At 65.8% G+C, this 14,021-nt stretch carries 13 protein-coding genes and 1 pseudogene; 5 read left to right on the top strand and 9 right to left on the bottom strand.

What is annotated here, in order from left to right:
• Positions 1–115: 115 nt before the first annotated feature.
• The 3 genes from ACJH5R_RS15415 to ACJH5R_RS15405 all read left to right on the top strand — a co-directional run bounded on the left by ACJH5R_RS15415 (position 116) and on the right by ACJH5R_RS15405 (position 2,636).
• Positions 116–592 carry a flavin reductase family protein gene (locus ACJH5R_RS15415; RefSeq protein ID WP_406759030.1) on the top strand — a complete coding sequence of 159 codons (477 nt, stop codon included), beginning with the start codon at positions 116–118 and terminating at the stop codon, positions 590–592.
• Between the two features lie 64 nt (positions 593–656).
• A complete protein-coding gene (locus ACJH5R_RS15410; protein ID WP_406758968.1) occupies positions 657–1,526 on the top strand; it encodes an inositol monophosphatase family protein in 870 nt (289 codons plus the stop codon).
• 240 nt (positions 1,527–1,766) lie between these two features.
• On the top strand, positions 1,767–2,636 hold the full coding sequence (locus ACJH5R_RS15405; RefSeq protein ID WP_406782309.1) for an aldo/keto reductase: 870 nt from the start codon (positions 1,767–1,769) through the stop codon (positions 2,634–2,636).
• A gap of 2 nt (positions 2,637–2,638) precedes the next feature.
• On the opposite strand, the gene ACJH5R_RS15400 is transcribed toward ACJH5R_RS15405, so the two are convergent.
• The 5 genes from ACJH5R_RS15400 to ACJH5R_RS15380 form a co-directional block, all read right to left on the bottom strand.
• Positions 2,639–3,394 (bottom strand): succinate dehydrogenase/fumarate reductase iron-sulfur subunit, encoded by a 756-nt coding sequence (locus ACJH5R_RS15400; protein ID WP_406758970.1) that lies wholly within the window; start codon positions 3,392–3,394, stop codon positions 2,639–2,641.
• A complete protein-coding gene (locus ACJH5R_RS15395; RefSeq protein WP_406782308.1) occupies positions 3,394–5,313 on the bottom strand; it encodes a fumarate reductase/succinate dehydrogenase flavoprotein subunit in 1,920 nt (639 codons plus the stop codon). The genes ACJH5R_RS15400 and ACJH5R_RS15395 overlap by 1 nt, the downstream gene beginning before the upstream one ends.
• A 34-nt stretch (positions 5,314–5,347) precedes the next feature.
• A complete protein-coding gene (locus ACJH5R_RS15390; protein ID WP_406758972.1) occupies positions 5,348–6,172 on the bottom strand; it encodes a hypothetical protein in 825 nt (274 codons plus the stop codon).
• Positions 6,173–6,242: 70 nt separating this feature from the next.
• Positions 6,243–6,539: a hypothetical protein gene (locus ACJH5R_RS15385; protein ID WP_046286628.1), complete on the bottom strand. Its 297-nt coding sequence runs from the start codon at positions 6,537–6,539 to the stop codon at positions 6,243–6,245.
• A gap of 165 nt (positions 6,540–6,704) precedes the next feature.
• The gene (locus ACJH5R_RS15380; RefSeq protein WP_406758973.1) at positions 6,705–7,142 is read right to left on the bottom strand and encodes an Hsp20/alpha crystallin family protein; all 438 of its coding nucleotides are present in this window, start codon (positions 7,140–7,142) and stop codon (positions 6,705–6,707) included.
• Positions 7,143–7,360: 218 nt separating this feature from the next.
• Between ACJH5R_RS15380 and nirB the strand changes: the two genes are divergently transcribed.
• Both nirB and nirD read left to right on the top strand, forming a co-directional pair.
• On the top strand, positions 7,361–9,928 hold the full coding sequence (gene nirB / locus ACJH5R_RS15375) for a nitrite reductase large subunit NirB (protein WP_406758974.1): 2,568 nt from the start codon (positions 7,361–7,363) through the stop codon (positions 9,926–9,928).
• On the top strand, positions 9,925–10,293 hold the full coding sequence (nirD, locus tag ACJH5R_RS15370) for a nitrite reductase small subunit NirD (RefSeq protein WP_406758975.1): 369 nt from the start codon (positions 9,925–9,927) through the stop codon (positions 10,291–10,293). The genes nirB and nirD overlap by 4 nt, the downstream gene beginning before the upstream one ends.
• Here the strand turns inward: nirD and ACJH5R_RS15365 are convergent.
• The 4 genes and pseudogenes from ACJH5R_RS15365 to ACJH5R_RS15350 form a co-directional block, all read right to left on the bottom strand.
• Positions 10,290–11,423 carry a uroporphyrinogen-III synthase gene (locus ACJH5R_RS15365; RefSeq protein ID WP_406758976.1) on the bottom strand — a complete coding sequence of 378 codons (1,134 nt, stop codon included), beginning with the start codon at positions 11,421–11,423 and terminating at the stop codon, positions 10,290–10,292. The two genes, nirD and ACJH5R_RS15365, sit on opposite strands and share 4 nt — an antisense overlap.
• 1 nt (position 11,424) lies before the next feature.
• Entirely contained in the window at positions 11,425–12,816 is a 1,392-nt protein-coding gene (locus ACJH5R_RS15360; RefSeq protein ID WP_406758977.1) for a nitrate/nitrite transporter, read from the bottom strand.
• A 223-nt stretch (positions 12,817–13,039) separates the two neighbouring features.
• On the bottom strand, positions 13,040–13,732 hold the full coding sequence (locus ACJH5R_RS15355; protein ID WP_406758978.1) for a sirohydrochlorin chelatase: 693 nt from the start codon (positions 13,730–13,732) through the stop codon (positions 13,040–13,042).
• Positions 13,729–14,019 (bottom strand): annotated as a pseudogene (locus ACJH5R_RS15350) (winged helix-turn-helix domain-containing protein); the annotation flags it as partial. The pseudogene ACJH5R_RS15350 and the gene ACJH5R_RS15355, both read right to left, overlap by 4 nt.
• Positions 14,020–14,021 lie beyond the last annotated feature (2 nt).

Genomic DNA, 14,021 nt, shown 5'->3' with positions numbered 1-14,021 from the left:
GCCGTCAGCTGGCCGATCTGCCGAGGCCACGGGGCGGCGAGTAGGGTTCTGGGCGACCAGATCAGACGAGGCGAATGGGTCCCCGGTGAATCCCCACGTGAGTTCCGCGAGCAACCTGACCCCACTGACCCCGTCGTCGCTACGGGAAGCCTTCGGGCATTTCCCGTCCGGTGTGGTGGCGGTGGCCGCCGAGATCGACGGCGTGCGGGTCGGCTTGGCGGCGAGCACGTTTGTGCCGGTTTCGCTGGAACCGCCGTTGGTGTCCTTCTGTGTGCAGAACACCTCGTCGACCTGGCCGAAACTCAAGGACTCGCCGCGGTTGGGCATCAGCGTGCTCGGTGAGGCGCACGACGTGGCGGCGCGCACCCTGGCCGCCAAGACCGGCGACCGGTTCGCCGGGCTGGAGACGGTCACCAACGACGGCGCGGTGTTCATCAAGGGCACCGGGGTGTGGCTGGGCAGCTCGATCGAACAGTTGGTTCCTGCCGGGGACCACACCATCGTGGTGCTGCGGGTCTGTGAATTGACCGTCGATCCAGAGGTCGCGCCGATCGTGTTCCACCGCAGCGGTTTTCGGCGTCTGGGCGGCTGATACCCGAGTCGCCGCGGGCCTGCCGGGGGTGCGATAACCACCGCGGATGTGTTGCTATGGGCAGATGGCGCCCCTGCGTAGCGACCCCGTGCAGTTGAGGACCACCGCCGAGACGCTGGTGGCCGAAGCCGCCGCCTTCGTCCGGCGCCGACGCGCCGAGGTGTTCGGCGCGGAGGGGGTCGAGACATCTTCGGCCCTGGTTCAGACGAAAAGCAGCCCGACCGATCCGGTGACCGTGGTCGACACCGAGACCGAGAACTTCATCCGGGATCGACTGGCCCGGCTGCGGCCCGGCGATGCGGTGCTGGGTGAGGAAGGCGGAGGCTCCGGCAACGTCTCCGGCCGTGAACCGGGTGTCGTCACCTGGGTGGTCGACCCGATAGACGGCACCGTCAACTTCATGTACGACGTCCCGGCGTACGCGGTGTCGGTGGCAGCGCAGATCGGCGGGGTGTCGGTGGCCGGCGCGGTCGCCGACGTGGTGGGTGGTCGGATCTATTCTGCCGGTGCCGGATTGGGTGCACGGGTCGCCGATGGCCAGGTCACCGCGGGGCTGCGCTGCACCGATGTCAGCGAGCTGTCGCTGGCGCTGCTGGGCACCGGCTTCGGTTATTCGCCCCGGCGCAGGGCCGCTCAGGCAGAGTTGCTTGCCCGGCTGTTGCCGGCGGTACGTGACGTACGTCGGATCGGATCGGCCGCGCTGGACCTGTGCATGGTGGCTGCCGGGCGGCTGGACGCGTACTACGAGCACGGGATCAAGCCGTGGGACTACGCCGCCGGAGCACTGATCGCGGTCGAGGCCGGTGCCCGGGTGGTGCTGCCGGGCCCGGAAATCGACAGCGGCGACGTGTGCGTCGCCGCCGCGCCGGGCGTTGCCGACGCCTTGATCGCAATGCTGCAGCGTGAAGGCGGCTGGGCCGCTATTGGCCAATAGCCCGATCGCGCGGGGAACATTGTGAGCGGGTTCACTTTTGGGCCGGTTTATTGCCTATCACTTGTTGACCGCCACTCGGCCGTGTCGGTAGAAACGGACATGCGGAAGCGCTGAGGCTTCGGTGGCCGCATCGACGCGGAAATAGCCAGAGTGGTGAAAGCTGGCTAGTAGCAGCTGGTTTCCCGGCTGATCGACACGTAACTAGTGATAGCAACGTAACGGAATGCGTAGGTCGAAGAGATGACGGTTTCTTTCGAGTTGGAATCCCTTGCGGAGACTTCGAAGTCGATTCCCCAGGTGTCCCTCAATGACGAGGTGGCCATGCCCGTGCTGGGGCTGGGGGTCGCCAAATTGTCCGACGAGCAGACGCAGGCATCGGTACTGGCGGCCCTGGAAAGTGGCTGCCGGCTCATCGACACCGCCGCTTCCTACGGCAACGAAGCCGTTGTGGGACGGGCGATAGAAGCGTCCGGCGTTCCGCGTTCCGAGTTGTTCGTCAGCACCAAGTTGGGCACGTCCAATCAGGGCTACGCCGCTGCCAAGCAGGCCTGCCAACGCAGCCTGGAGCAGCTTGGTCTGGACTACATCGACATGTATCTCATCCACTGGCCGGCTCCGCAGCTGGGCAAGTACGTGGAGAGCTTCGAAGCGATGATCGAGGCCCGTGACGCCGGCCTGGTGCAGTCGGTCGGGGTATGCAACTTCACCGAGGAACACCTGACCGAGGTGATCGACGAGACCGGTGTAACCCCGGCGATCAACCAGATCGAACTGCATCCGAGGCTCAGCCAAGCAGAACTGCGCGGCGCCAACGCCAATCGCGACATCGTCACCCAGTCCTACAGTCCGCTGGGGGTGGGTCGGCTGCTCGACGACCCCGCGGTCACGGCGCTGGCGACCGCCCACGGGCGAACACCGGCACAGATCTTAATCCGGTGGAATCTGCAGAGCGGCAACGCGGTGATCTCACGGTCTGGGAATCCCGAGCGGGTTGCGGCGAACCTGGACGTGTTCGCGTTCGAGCTGTCGGAGTCCGACATGGCCACCCTGGACGGCCTGCACGACGGCACCCGGGTGTTACACGACCCGATGACGTTTCTGGGAACCTAGTCTCAGTCGGCCTTGCGGCGGAAGATCTTTCGCCCGAGCCAGACGACGGGGTCGTAGCGGTTCCCGGCCACTCGTTCCTTCATGGGGATGATGGCGTTGTCGGTGATCGTGATGTGCTCCGGGCAGACTTCGGTGCAGCACTTGGTGATGTTGCACAACCCCAGGCCGGCGTCGTCCTGGGCGAAGTCACGCCGGTCGGCGGCGTCCAGCGGGTGCATGTCCAACTCCGCGAGCCGGATGAACATCCGCGGCCCGGAGAACCGTGGCTTGTTCTCCTCATGGTCCCGGATGACGTGGCAGACGTTTTGGCACAGAAAGCATTCGATGCATTTGCGGAACTCCTGCGAGCGCTCCACATCAACCTGCTGCATTCGGTATTCGCCGGGTTTGAGATCTGCCGGGGGCTTGAACGCCGGCATCTCGCGGGCCTTCTCGTAATTGAACGAGACGTCGGTGACCAGGTCGCGCACCACGGGGAAGGTCCGCACCGGTGTCACCGTGATGGTCTCATCCGGGTCGAACGTCGACATCCGCGTCATGCACATCAGCCGCGGGAATCCATTGATCTCCGCCGAACACGACCCGCACTTGCCGGCCTTGCAGTTCCAGCGCACCGCCAGGTCCGGGGTCTGGGTCGCCTGCAGGCGGTGGATGACGTCGAGCACCACCTCGCCCTCGTTGACCTCGACCTCGAAGTCCTGTAGTCCACCGCCGTCGACGTCACCGCGCCAGACTCGCAGGTGGGCGTTGTGTGTCATTACGCTCTCCGTCCCGGATGTTGCGCCAGTTCTTGGTCGGTGTAGTACTTCTCCAGTTCGGAGATCTCGAACAGCTCCAGCAAGTCCTCGCGCATCCCGGTCTGGGGCTCCGGCGTGATCGTGATGTCGGGAACCGCGCTGTGGTCCGCAACGCGGCAGACCAGCAGGGTCTTGCGCCAGTTGGAGTCCATCCCGGGGTGGTCGTCGCGAGTGTGCCCGCCGCGACTCTCGGTGCGTTGCAGTGCGGCTTTGGCCACGCATTCACTGACCAGCAGCATGTTGCGCAAGTCGACGGCCAGGTGCCATCCCGGGTTGTAGTGCCGTCCGCCCTCGACGGTGACAGCCGCGAACCGGGCCTTGAACTCCTCGAGGCGGACCAGGGCCTGCTCCAGCTCGCCGGCGTTGCGGATGATGCCGACCAGGTCGTTCATCGACTGTTGCAGCTCGGAGTGCAGGGTGTATGGGTTCTCCGGCGTGCGGCCGCCGGTTGGCCCGTTGAAGGGCGCCAGTGCCAGCGCCGCGGCGGCCTCCAGCGCCGCGGGCGTCACCGCCGGCCGAGTGGCCAGACCCTGGACGTATTGCGCGGCACCTAAACCGGCGCGGCGTCCGAACACCAGCAGGTCCGACAGGGAGTTGCCGCCGAGCCGGTTGGAGCCGTGCATCCCGCCGGAGCACTCACCGGCGGCGAACAGCCCGGGAACTACCGCGGCGCCGGTGTCGGGGTCGACTTCGATGCCACCCATCACGTAGTGGCAGGTAGGGCCGACTTCCATTGCATCCTTGGTGATGTCGACCTCAGCGAGCTGCATGAACTGGTGGTACATCGAGGGCAGCCGGCGCTTGATCTCCTCCGGCGTGAGACGGGAGGCGATGTCGAGGAACACCCCGCCGTGCGGCGACCCGCGTCCGGCCTTGACTTCGGAGTTGATGGCCCGGGCCACCTCGTCACGGGGCAGCAGATCGGGGGTGCGGCGGGCCGAGTCGTTGTCCTTGAGCCACTGATCGGCCTCTTGCTCGGTCTCGGCGTACTGGCCTTTGAACACCGGCGGGATGTAGTCGAACATGAAGCGCGTTCCGTCGGAGTTCTTGAGCACTCCGCCGTCGCCGCGCACGCCCTCGGTGACCAGAATCCCCTTCACGCTGGGCGGCCACACCATCCCGGTCGGGTGGAACTGGACGAACTCCATGTTGATCAGCGTCGCGCCTGCTCGCAGCGCCAGCGCGTGTCCGTCGCCGGTGTACTCCCACGAGTTCGAGGTCACCTTGAACGACTTACCGATGCCGCCGGTGGCCAGCACTATCGCCGGTGCTTCGAACAGTACGAAGTCGCCGCCTTCACGCCAGTAGCCGAATGCACCCGAAATGGCACCGGTGGATTCGTCTTTGAGTAGCTCGGTGATCGTGCACTCGTGGAAGATCTTGATCCGGGCCTCGTAGTCGCCGAACTCGGCGAAGTCGTCCTGCTGCAGCGAAACCACTTTCTGCTGCATGGTGCGAATCAGCTCGAGGCCGGTGCGGTCTCCGACGTGGGCCAGCCGCGGGTAGGTATGCCCACCGAAGTTGCGCTGGTTGATCTTTCCGTCGGGGGTGCGATCGAACAGTGCACCGTAGGTCTCCAGTTCCCAGACCCGCTCCGGTGCCTCCCGGGCGTGCAGTTCGGCCATCCGCCAGTTGTTGAGGAACTTCCCGCCGCGCATGGTGTCGCGGAAGTGCACCTGCCAGTTGTCCTTGGAGTTGACGTTGCCCATCGACGCCGCGCAACCGCCCTCGGCCATCACGGTGTGTGCCTTGCCGAACAGCGACTTGCACACCACCGCAACGCTCAGGCCCTGTTCACGGGCTTCGATCACCGCGCGCAGGCCAGCGCCGCCGGCACCGATCACGACCACGTCGTAGGAGTGCCGCTGCACTTCAACCATGAATTCTCGCTTACCCTTCGTGTGATCGCGGCAATTAGCCGACGAACCGGAAATCGGTGATGACGCCGCTGGACACCAGTGCGACGTAGAGGTCGGTGAAGGCCAGCGTGCCCAGGGTGATCCAGGCGAACTGCTGGTGGCGGCCGTTGAACCAGCTGATCTTCGTCCAGAACCAATAGCGGACTGGGTGTTTGGAGAAGTGGTTGAGGCGGCCGCCGAATACGTGCCGGCAGGAATGGCAGCCGCCGGTGTATGCCCAGAGCATCGCCACGTTCGTGAACAACACGATGTTGCCCACTCCGAACCCGAATCCACCCGGGCCGTCGTCGGAGTGCAGCGCGGCGAACGCGTCGTAGGTATTGAGCGCGGCCAGCGCGAACGCGGCGTAGAAGAAGTAGCGGTGGCTGTTCTGCAGGATCAGTGGGAAGCGGGTCTCCCCGGTGTAGTGGGCTCGGGGTTCTGGTACCGCGCATGCCGTCGGCGACTGCCAGAAGGCGCGGTAGTAGGCCTTGCGGTAGTAGTAACAGGTGAGCCGGAAACAGAGCAGGAAGGGCAATACCAACGCCCCCAGGGGAATCCATCGCGGAAACTCCGGCAGCCAGACGCCCAGGTGGCTTGAGCCGGGCACGCACGAGGCGCTGATGCACGGCGAGTAGAACGGCGTCAGGTAGTGGTACTTGTCAACCCAGTAGGCGCTGCCCCAGAACGACCGGACGGTCGCGTAGATGATGAACGCGTCCAGTCCGAGGTTCACCCGCAGCGGCGAGAGCCACCAGCGGTCGGTACGCAGCGTGCGATTCGCGATCCGTGCGCGAGTCGCCGAGAAGACGCCGGGACGATTCACGGCGGGTGCGCTCATTCTGGTGGGGTTCCCTTCGGCTCAGTTCGTCGGAGGGCGCCCCTTGGCCGCAAGCAGCACCCGGTGTGGGTCAGTACCTGCCTTGGCCGCCGACGCCTTCGTCGTCGACGTCACGCCAGAATTCGCTGTCGTATTCGGTGTCGGGGATGGTGATCTTCTCGTGCGACCGCTCGGCCGCCCAGCGCTCCAAGTCCATCTCTCCGGCGTCGGATTCGAGGAGCTGAACATCGGTGAGGATGCGCTCCGCATCCAGTTCGATGCGGCGCATTCCGGGAATGTCGCCGAACCGGGTCTTCAGCCCCAGCACGCAACGCCGCAGGTCACCAATCAGGGTGTGCAATTCGGCGAGTTCGGTAGTGCTCGACACCAGACCTCCTCGGGTGGTACGGATCACAGTACGTACACCCGATGCTAATCACATGAGGAACGGAACGTGAGACAGATCACGTTGTGCGCATGACGTGTTCGACGCCGAAAACCCCCACACACGGGCGTGTGCAGGGGTTTTCGGGCCTCTCGGGTCCTGGCCGGCCTACTTGGTGATGGCGATGGTCTGCGGCGAGGTGCCCGCGTACACCCCGGCTACCCGGACCGTCAGTACGCCGGCGTCATACGACGCGGTCACGGCGTCGCCGGTGACGTGCGCCGGAACCGCGAACGAGCGGCGGAACGCGCCATAGCGCACCTCGCGCAGGGTGCGGTCGGTGTCGGTGTGCTCGTCGCGCCGCTCGCCTCGCACCACCAGCCGGCCCTTGTCGAGTTCGACCGTCACGTCCTTGTCGACATCGATGCCGGGCAGTTCCAGGCGGACCACGGCGTCGTCGCCGTCCTTGGTGATCTCCGCGGCCGGGCTGAACCCGTCCGGCGTGGGCGTCCGCCAGTCGCTGGCCGTGGCCGGGCTGAAGAAGTCGCGGACCCAACGGTCGGTGTCGAAGGGGGGCTTGCGCTGCCACAGGGTCAGGGTGCTCATGGGTGTCTCCTTGCGGTGATTACTGCGTGCCGGTCGGGTGCCGGTCCGTCACCGGATAGAACTTGAGTCGACCCCGCTAAAGTTCCGTGTTCGCCGAGGGTGAACGACCACGTCAGATCGGCTTCTCGTGAGCGGCCTCACAGCCGCGTGAGCACACCGTCACACGCTTGTAACGTATGGCGATATTCCGGCAATATCGGCTTCCTAACCTCTTTTCCATGACCACGATCGAAACCCCGCGCGCCGTCAAAGACCTTGTCGTGGTCGGACACGGCATGGTGGGGCACCGCTTCGTGGAGGCGCTGCGTAGCCGGTCCGGCGGCGGAAACTGGCGGGTCACGGTGCTCGCAGAGGAGTCCGATCCCGCGTACGACCGGGTCGGGCTGACTTCCTACACCGATGGATGGGACCGATCCCGGCTGGCGCTGCCGGGCAATGACTACGCCGACGACGAGCAGGTGCGCCTGATGCTGAGCACCCGGGTCGAGAAACTCGACCTGGCCGACAAGTCGGTGCTCGCGGCGGATGGACAGCGGTACGGCTACGACTCGCTGGTGCTGGCGACCGGATCGCGCGCGTTCGTCCCCCCGGTCCCGGGCCACGATCTGCCCGGATGCCACGTCTACCGGACCCTTGACGATCTGGACGGAATCCGGGCCGACATCGAGTGCATGCTGGAAGCCGGGAACACCCGCGCCGGAGTGGTGATCGGGGGCGGGTTGCTGGGGTTGGAAGCCGCGAACGCGCTGCGCGCCTCGGGGATCGAACCGCACATCGTCGAGATGGCGCCGCGGTTGATGCCGCAGCAACTCGATGACGCCGGCGGTGTGCTGCTGAGCCGGATGATCTCGGAATTGGGTATCGCGGTGCATGTCGGCGTGGGTACCGAGTCCATCGAGCAGCTGACCCACCAATACGGTTCGCCCACCCTGCGGGTGAAGCTGTCCAACGGCGACGCGATCGAGGCCGGACTGGTGATCTTCGCCGCCGGGGTGCGTCCGCGCGATGAGCTGGCTCGTGAGGCCGGCCTGGCGATCGCCGAGCGTGGCGGCGTGTTGACCGATCTGTCCTGTCGGACCAGCGATTCCGATGTGTACGCGATCGGCGAGGTGGCTGCCATCGAAGGTGTCTGCTACGGATTGGTCGGGCCCGGCTACACCAGTGCCGAGGTAGTCGCCGACCGACTGCTGGAGGGCGTTGCCGAATTCGGTGAGGCCGACATGTCGACCAAGCTCAAGCTGCTCGGCGTCGACGTGGCCAGCTTCGGCGACGCGATGGGAGCGACCGAGAACTCGCTGTCGGTCGTGGTCAACGATCCGGTGAAGCGGACCTACGCCAAGCTGGTGCTCTCCGATAACGCCAAGACCCTGCTCGGCGGGATCCTGGTCGGCGACGCCTCCTCCTACGGTGTGCTGCGTCCGATGGTCGGCGCCGAGCTGCCCGGCGATCCGCTGGACCTGATCGCCCCGGCCGGCTCTGGCGACAGCAAGAGCGCGCTGGGGATCAGCGCGTTGCCCGGGGCGGCACAGATCTGCTCGTGCAACAACGTCAGCAAGGATCAGCTGTGCGACGCGATCGCCGGCGGTTGCCACGATGTACAGAGCCTGAAGGACTGCACCAAAGCGGGAACCTCGTGCGGCTCCTGCATTCCGCTGCTCAAGGAGTTGCTGATCGCCGAGGGCGTCGAGCAGTCCAAGTCGCTGTGCGAACATTTCGCCCAGTCGCGCGCGGAGCTCTTCGAGATCGTCCAGGTCACCGGAATCCGCACCTTCTCTGAACTATTGGAACGGTTCGGCACCGGCTACGGCTGCGACATCTGCAAGCCCACCGTCGCCTCCATCCTGGCGTCCACCGGATCCGACCACATCCTCTCCGGCGAACAGGCCGCTCTTCAGGACACCAACGACCACTTCCTGGCCAACATTCAGCGCAACGGCAGCTACTCGGTGGTCCCGCGCGTTCCCGGCGGTGAGATCAAGCCCGAGCACCTGATCCTGATCGGCCAGATCGCCCAGGAATTCGGCCTCTACACCAAGATCACCGGCGGACAGCGCATCGACATGTTCGGTGCCCGGGTGGATCAGCTGCCCGCCATCTGGCGCAAGTTGGTCGACGCCGGCATGGAATCCGGTCAGGCGTACGGCAAATCGCTGCGGACCGTGAAGAGCTGCGTGGGCAGCGACTGGTGCCGCTACGGACAGCAGGACTCCGTGAAGATGGCCATCGACTTGGAGCTGCGTTACCGCGGGCTTCGCGCGCCGCACAAGATCAAGATGGGTGTGTCGGGCTGTGCACGGGAGTGCGCCGAGGCACGCGGCAAAGACGTCGGTGTGATCGCCACCGAGATCGGCTGGAACCTCTACGTCGGCGGCAACGGCGGTATGTCGCCCAAGCACGCCCAGTTGCTCGCCAGTGATCTCGACACCGAGACCGTGTTCCGCTACGTCGACCGGTTCCTGATGTTCTACATCCGCACCGCCGACCGCCTGCAGCGCACCGCACCTTGGATCGAGTCGATGGAAGGCGGTCTCGACCACGTCCGCGAGGTCGTCTGCGACGACTCCCTGGGGCTGGCGGAGGAGTTCGAGGCAGAGATGGCCCGCCACGTCGACAACTACACCGACGAGTGGAAGGGCGTGCTCGACGACCCGGAGAAGCTTTCGCGCTTCGTGTCGTTCGTCAACGCCCCCGACGCCGAAGACCCGACCGTCGCGTTCACCGTGCGTGATGGCCGCAAGATCCCGTTACCCGTCCCGGTAGTGCGCTCATCTGAGGAGGAATTATGAGCACCAACAACATTGACACTTGGATCACCGCCTGCCGCTACGACAGTCTGATCCCCGGACTCGGCGTCGGTGTCTTGCTCGCCGACGGTAAGCAGGCGGCGCTGTTCCGGCTTGACGACGGCTCGGTTCGTGCGGTGTGCAACATCGACCCGTTCTTCCGGGCTGCGGTGCTGTCTCGCGGGATCGTCGGTGACCGCGGCGGCCGTCTGTCGGTCATCTCGCCGCTGAAGAAGCAGGCCTTCGCGCTCGACGACGGCAGCTGCCTGGACGACCCGAGCGTCTCGGTGCGGGTCTACCCGACTCGGACCACCGCCGAGGGCTATGTGCAGATCGGCCAGACCGTCCCGGAGAGGGCGGTCGCTTAGCCCGCCTCCTGGTCCACCTGGTCCACGGCCAGGCGGTACCCCCGTTTGACAACGGTGGCGACAATATTCTTGTCGCCCAAGGTTGTCCGCAGCCTCAGTACGGCGGTCTCCACCGCATGAGTGCTGGCGCCGTTGCCGGGCAGCGCCTCGAGCAGAGTCTGTCGTGAGACGACTCTGCCGGGCCGGTGCGCCAGCGCTCGTAACGTAGCCATACTCGACGGTGACATCGGCTTGGGCTCCCCGTCGACTATCACGCAACTGCCGCGGACCTCGATGCGATGGCCGGCGGCGTGAACCGTGTGGGTGCGCAGCCGAGGCAGCTCGTCGACGATATGGCGTGCCAACGCGCCCAGTCGCATTCGTCGCGGCGAAGAGGTCGGGACCTCCAAGAGGGCCAGGGGCCGCGCGGTCAACGGTCCTACGCACATCGCGTGCACGTCGGACCGCAGCGCGCCAAGCAGGGCGTCGGAGATGCCGAGATCGGCGGCACGTGTCAGTGTCGCCATCACGGCGGCTGCCGAGGTGAAGCTGACCGCGTCGAACTGGCGTTGGGCGATCTGCGAGGTGAGCTGATCGAACTCTCCGCCGGGATGCGCCGGCCGCCAACGGTAAACCGGGATGGGTAGTACATCGGCCCCCGCCTTGCGGAATTGGTCGAGCAGCTCGGGGGCGGGATCCCAGTCGCCCGTGGTGCCGTGCAGCTGTACTGCCATGCGGGCGCCGGCAATGTTGGATTTCAGGTATTCGACCACCGCGGCTGATGACTCAGATTCGGGCGACCACTCCTCGGGCAAACCTACAGTGCGCAAGGCGCCCACGGCCTTGGGCCCACGGGCCACGATGCGGGCGGCGGTCAGGGCGGAGATCAGCTGATCGGCGATGCCCCATCCTTCGGCGGCGGCGATCCAACCGCGGAAGCCCATGGCGGTCGTAACAATCAAGACGTCAGGCGGTTCCTCGATCAATGATTCGGTGCGCCCGCGCAATACAACGTCGTCGGTCAGGTCGATCATGGTGATGGCCGGGGCGGCGCAGACCGAGGCGCCGTGGCGCCGCAGCATGGTGCAGAGCTCGTCAGCGCGCCGCGCTGACGTCACCGCGACCCGGTAGCCGCTCAGCGACGTGGACACCTTACGCCGGCGCCAGCGCGGCCCGAGCCGGTTGAGTGGCGAAGAACGGCCGACGTACGTACCTCAGCCAGGTCAGCGCCGCGGCCCCGACATAACCCACCAGGAAGATCCAAAACGCCGTCGTAGCCGAGCCGCTGGAGATATACGACTGGCGCAGAGCCAGATTGATTCCGACGCCGCCCAATGCACCGATTGCACCGGCAAATCCGATCAGCGCTCCCGACATGGCTCGCGCCCAATGCCGACGATCGCTCTCGTGCATACCCATTCGGTGGCTGTGGGCCTCGAAGACCGACGGAATCATCTTGTACACCGAGCCATTGCCGATTCCGGACACGATGAACAGCGCCACGAAGCCGATCACATAGCCCACCATCACGGCGCCGGACGTGGGACCGCTGCGATGGCTGTCCAGGGTGCTCACACTCACGAGCAACCCGGAGGCTGCGAACAAGCCGCCAAAGGCAGCCAGCGTGACTCGGCTGCCGCCGAGCCGATCGGCCAGTCGACCGCCGAAGATCCGCGAAATCGACCCCAAAAGCGGCCCCAAAAAGGCGATTTGAGCAGCATGCAAGGAGGCCTGCGCTGGGCTCTGGCCGCCGCCCACGAAGCTGATCTGCAGCACCTGGCCGAACGCGAAAGAGAATCCGATGAAGGAGCCGAACGTCCCGATGTAGAGCAGTGCGACGATCCAGGTGTCGAGCTCGGGAAGGATCGAGCGCATTGCGGTCAGGTCGGCCCTTTGGCCATCGAGATTGTCCATGAACAGCGCGGCACCGATAGCGGCCACCGTGAGGACGACCAGATAGATCGCACACACCCAATACGGCTGACGGTTACCCACGGTGGCCAACACTCCCAGTCCGACCAGCTGGATCAGCGGAACCCCCAGGTTGCCGCCACCGGCATTGACCGCCAGGGCCCACCCCTTGAGTCGGTGCGGATAGAACGCGTTCACATTGGTCATCGAAGCGGCAAAGTTGCCGCCGCCCAGACCTGTTAGGGCCGCACACACCAGGTAAGGCCACAGCGGCAGGCCTGGATGGGCCAGCAGGCCCATCATCCCGACGGTCGGGATCAGCAGCACCAGTGCGGAGAAGATCGTCCAGTTACGGCCGCCGAACGCCGCGGTGGCCAGCGAGTACGGTATGCGCAGTACGCCGCCGGCGAGCGTAGCCGTGGCTGCCAGCAGGAACTTGTCTCCCGCGGTGAAGCCGTACACCGACTCGGGCATGAACAACACCATCACCGACCAGATCGACCAGATGGAGAAGCCGGCGTGCTCAGCAACTGTCGACCAGATCAGATTGCGCCGCGCGATCTTGTCGTTGCCGGCCGTCCAGGCCACGGTGTCTTCGGGATCCCACTGGGTTATCAGGTGTGAACGAGCCATGTGGTCACGGTAGAAATCTTTCGTTACCGCAATGCTGCACGAGATGACTCGCCCGTGAACTTCTCCTCACGGTGCTGTCGACCGAGTGTGAGGCGGCGGAGTCGGTCCGCCGAACGCGAAGGAATGCCGGTGACACCTGTCAACGTGGCGGGGCCAGAAAGGAATTCAGGAAGTCCGCTTCAGCGCGAACGCCGCGCGGACGAGGACCGTTGCTGAAAACGGTTTAGCGCACTGGAATCCGCGTGTGGGCGGTGATGAACCGGTCGGCGACGACCTGGGCGATACCGGGATGCGTGCCCAGCGGCTCGGTCACCAGATCCGCGCCGGCGTCGCGCAGGCGGCGCTGGAAAAGGCCGTCGGCCAACAAGTACGACGCGATCACCACGCGTGAAGCGCCTTGGCTGCGTAGGTCGGCGACGGCTTCACCGACGCTGGGACCACCGGTAGCGGCGAACGCCACCGTGACCGGCGAACCGAGCAGCCCGGAAAGCATCTCCGCTGCGTGCTTCAAGTCGTTGTGCGCGAGGGGGTCTGATGAGCCGGCCGCGGCGAGAACCACCGAGTCTCCAGCGTGCCAGCCCGATTCGGTCAGCCGAGCGGCGACCACCGCGGCGACGCGATCGTCGGGGCCCAGCGCCGGAGTGATCGTGACATCGGGGTGACCGCTGGCCGCGACCTGGGTGGGTACGTCGACGCCCACATGGTAACCGCGGGCCAGAAAGGCGGGTACCAGGATCGCCGGGCGGCCGCTCTCGGCCTCAGCGGCAAGGATCTCCGCCGGGTTGGGTCCCAGCACGTCGACGAATGCCACGCGCACCGGTTGCCCCAACAAGCTACTGACCTGTTCGGCGAGTTCGCCGATCATGACGATCCCCTCGGGCTGACGGGTGCCATGCGCCACCAGGATGGGAATCATGCTGCCCCCTGCTCGCTGTCGACCGCCAGTCGGTACCCGCGCTTGACCACCGTGGCGACGATCTGGCTGTCGCCCAGCGCTGTTCGCAGCCGGAGCACGGCCGACTCGACGGCATGCGTGCTGTTACCGCGTCCCGGGAGGGCACGCAGCAACGTGTCCCGGGCAACCACGTTGCCCGGACGAAGCGCCAAGACGCGCAGGGCGGCCAGGCCGGCTGGAGAGACCGGTTTGACCATCCCGTCCACGAGAACCCGGCTTTCCTCGATCTCGATGCGGTGACCGGCGGCGT

Origin of the sequence: Mycobacterium sp. SMC-19, from assembly GCF_045310815.1 — a bacterium.
Classification (GTDB): domain Bacteria; phylum Actinomycetota; class Actinomycetes; order Mycobacteriales; family Mycobacteriaceae; genus Mycobacterium.
Note: the sequence above shows the minus strand (reverse complement) of the source record. Positions and strands in the feature narration are given on the sequence as shown.

Excerpts from the sequence above, each read along its gene's own strand:
- nirD (WP_406758975.1), top strand. The coding sequence starts at position 9,925 with ATGAGCACCAACAACATTGACACTTGGATCACCGCCTGCCGCTACGAC.
- ACJH5R_RS15390 (WP_406758972.1), bottom strand. The coding sequence starts at position 6,172 with ATGAGCGCACCCGCCGTGAATCGTCCCGGCGTCTTCTCGGCGACTCGC.
- nirB (WP_406758974.1), top strand. The coding sequence starts at position 7,361 with ATGACCACGATCGAAACCCCGCGCGCCGTCAAAGACCTTGTCGTGGTC.
- ACJH5R_RS15410 (WP_406758968.1), top strand. The coding sequence starts at position 657 with ATGGCGCCCCTGCGTAGCGACCCCGTGCAGTTGAGGACCACCGCCGAG.
- ACJH5R_RS15355 (WP_406758978.1), bottom strand. The coding sequence starts at position 13,732 with ATGATTCCCATCCTGGTGGCGCATGGCACCCGTCAGCCCGAGGGGATC.
- ACJH5R_RS15360 (WP_406758977.1), bottom strand. The coding sequence starts at position 12,816 with ATGGCTCGTTCACACCTGATAACCCAGTGGGATCCCGAAGACACCGTG.
- ACJH5R_RS15395 (WP_406782308.1), bottom strand. The coding sequence starts at position 5,313 with ATGGTTGAAGTGCAGCGGCACTCCTACGACGTGGTCGTGATCGGTGCC.
- ACJH5R_RS15400 (WP_406758970.1), bottom strand. The coding sequence starts at position 3,394 with ATGACACACAACGCCCACCTGCGAGTCTGGCGCGGTGACGTCGACGGC.
- ACJH5R_RS15405 (WP_406782309.1), top strand. The coding sequence starts at position 1,767 with ATGACGGTTTCTTTCGAGTTGGAATCCCTTGCGGAGACTTCGAAGTCG.
- ACJH5R_RS15380 (WP_406758973.1), bottom strand. The coding sequence starts at position 7,142 with ATGAGCACCCTGACCCTGTGGCAGCGCAAGCCCCCCTTCGACACCGAC.